2 protein-coding genes and 1 pseudogene are annotated in these 2237 nt (G+C 64.5%); 2 read left to right on the plus strand and 1 reads right to left on the minus strand.

Going from position 1 to position 2237, the window contains the following annotated elements; all coding sequences use genetic code 11:
- Positions 1-856, minus strand: an 856-nt coding sequence (locus LQV45_RS26875) for a substrate-binding domain-containing protein (protein WP_230009795.1), incomplete at its 3' end; no start/stop codon positions are given.
- A 348-nt stretch (positions 857-1204) separates the two neighbouring features.
- On the opposite strand from LQV45_RS26875, the gene LQV45_RS26880 reads away from it, so the two are divergent.
- Positions 1205-1945, plus strand: a complete 741-nt coding sequence (locus LQV45_RS26880) for a GntR family transcriptional regulator (protein ID WP_223914252.1) — start codon at positions 1205-1207, stop codon at positions 1943-1945.
- 94 nt (positions 1946-2039) lie between these two features.
- Positions 2040-2237, plus strand: a pseudogene (locus LQV45_RS26885) (5-deoxy-glucuronate isomerase); the annotation flags it as partial.

Consider the following 2237-nt stretch of genomic DNA (forward strand, 5'->3'; position numbering starts at 1 on the left):
CGTAGCCCTGCAGCCACGGCTGCTGGTCCACGGTGAACAGAACTGCACCATCCACGATCTTCTGGGCGAGCTCCGCGTTGAGGTCGAAACTGGCAACCTTGGCAGAGCTGCCGGCGTCAGTGACCGACTTGAGGAGAGTCAGGGTGATGGGGGCGCCGAGGCCGATGATGACGTCGGCGTCCTTGGAAGCCTGAAGCTTGGCAGTCGCGGTGGACTGAACGGAGGTCATATCCTTGCCGTCGACGTAAAGGATCTCCGTTCCGGGAACCTTCGCCTTGACGCCCGCGCACCGTGCTTCAAGTCCCACGTGGCCCTGTTCCTGAATCACGCAGACCGGGTGCTTGTAGCCGTCCGCGGCCAGCTTGGTGCCCACGGCTTGACCGGCGAGCTGCTCGTTGGAACCGAAGTGGGTGAATGCTCCGAGCTGGGAGGAGACCGATTCACCGGCGTTGAGGCTCACAATCGGGATGCCGGCGTCGGAGGCCTTCTTCAGGACGTCCTTGAGGGCTTCGGGCTTGGCGAGCGTGACCGCGATGCCGTCGACCTTCTGGTCAATGGCCTGCTGAATGAGCTGGGCCTGGCGCCCGGCTTCGGGATCGGACGTATAGAGGAGCTCAACGTTGTCCTTCGCCGATGCCTCCTCGGCGCCCTTGCGAACAATATCCCAGAAGGTGTCACCGGCTGCGGCGTGCGTGATAAGGGCGACCTTGATGCGGGAGGTGCTGGCTGCCTGGCCTCCGCCAGCCGCATTGCCTGAGTCTGCGGGCTTGCCGCCGGTGCTCGAACACGCGCTCAGGGCCAGCATGGGTACAACGGCCGCCACGAGGGTCGCCTTCCGCCACGAGAACTTGGTCACGATCAATCTCCTTTGATTCCGGGCCACGCCGGCCGCTTCATCGCGTCGGTCCATGAGCCATCTACAACCGATCATGGTGACTCCAATCACAGTTGTCAATAGTTTGTCCTGACATTAGGATGTTTGGACGTAACGAAGTGTGATCGGAATGTCCCATTCGCGGGGCTTGACGGGCCAGCGCCGACAGCCCGACCCCCGCAAACAAGGCCCGTCACAGCAGCCCTTGGCACCTCTTGGCAGCCCTGCTACTATCAGAAAAAGGCAGTATGTCCTATCAAGCGAACATACACTGACATACGCGGGCAGGCCGGCACGACGACCGCCGCGGAGCACAAGGGAGCATGCCCAGTGGCGAATCAACTGAATCTGCGGATCGACCGCTCTTCCCCGGTGCCGCTGTACCACCAAGTGGTCCAGGGCATCGAGGCAGCGATCCACACCGGGCTGCTGGAACCCGGCAGCAGGCTGGAAAACGAGATCGACCTGGCCGCCCAGCTGAACCTGTCCCGGCCCACGATGAGAAAAGCCATGGACGAGCTGGTCCGCTCGGGCCTCCTGGTCCGCAAGCGCGGCGTCGGCACCCAGGTGGTGTCCAGCCAGGTCCGCCGCCCACTGGAACTCTCCAGCCTCTACGACGACCTGAGCAACAACGGCAGCAAGCCCACCACCGACGTGCTCAGCTTCTCGCATGAGGAGGCGGACGGCGCGATCCGGACGGCACTGCAGCTTCCGGCCGGCGCCAAGGTCTACCACTTCACCAGGCTCCGGAAAGTGGGCGGCAAGCCGCTGGCCCTGATGGAGAACTGGGTGCGGGACGACATCACCGCCATCGACGAGGCAAGCCTGGGCTCGCAGGGCCTCTACGCCATCCTCCGCAACGGCGGCGTGAACTTCCGGCTTGCCTCGCAGCGGATCGGCGCCATGATCGCCAATGACTACCAGGCGCCGCTGCTCGAGACCACCCCCGGCTCCGCCCTGGTCACCATGGAGCGGACCGCCGTGGACGACACCGGACGCATGGTGGAAACCGGCCACCACGTCTACCGGGCGGATTCCTACAGCTTTGAGATGACGCTGGTCCAGAGGTAAGCGTCCAGAGTTAGGCGCCAGCGACGGGCGCAACCGGCTCCAACCCGCACACACACGCGCCTGACTCCGGCGCGACAACGAAAGGGCAGCTTCCATGGCCAACTGGGTCTATCCGCTCGGCACCGCAGCCGAAGGCAAGTGGGACATTTCCATCGGGACGTCCGATTCCGGACTGGAGGTGGACGGCTGGGCGCATACCGGGCTGAAGGTTGCCACGCTCGCTGCCGGCGGCGCCGTCAGCCTGGACGCGGCGGAGGAGGAACGCATCGTGATCCCGCTCAACTGCTCTTGC

This window comes from Microbacterium sp. Bi128, assembly GCF_918698205.1.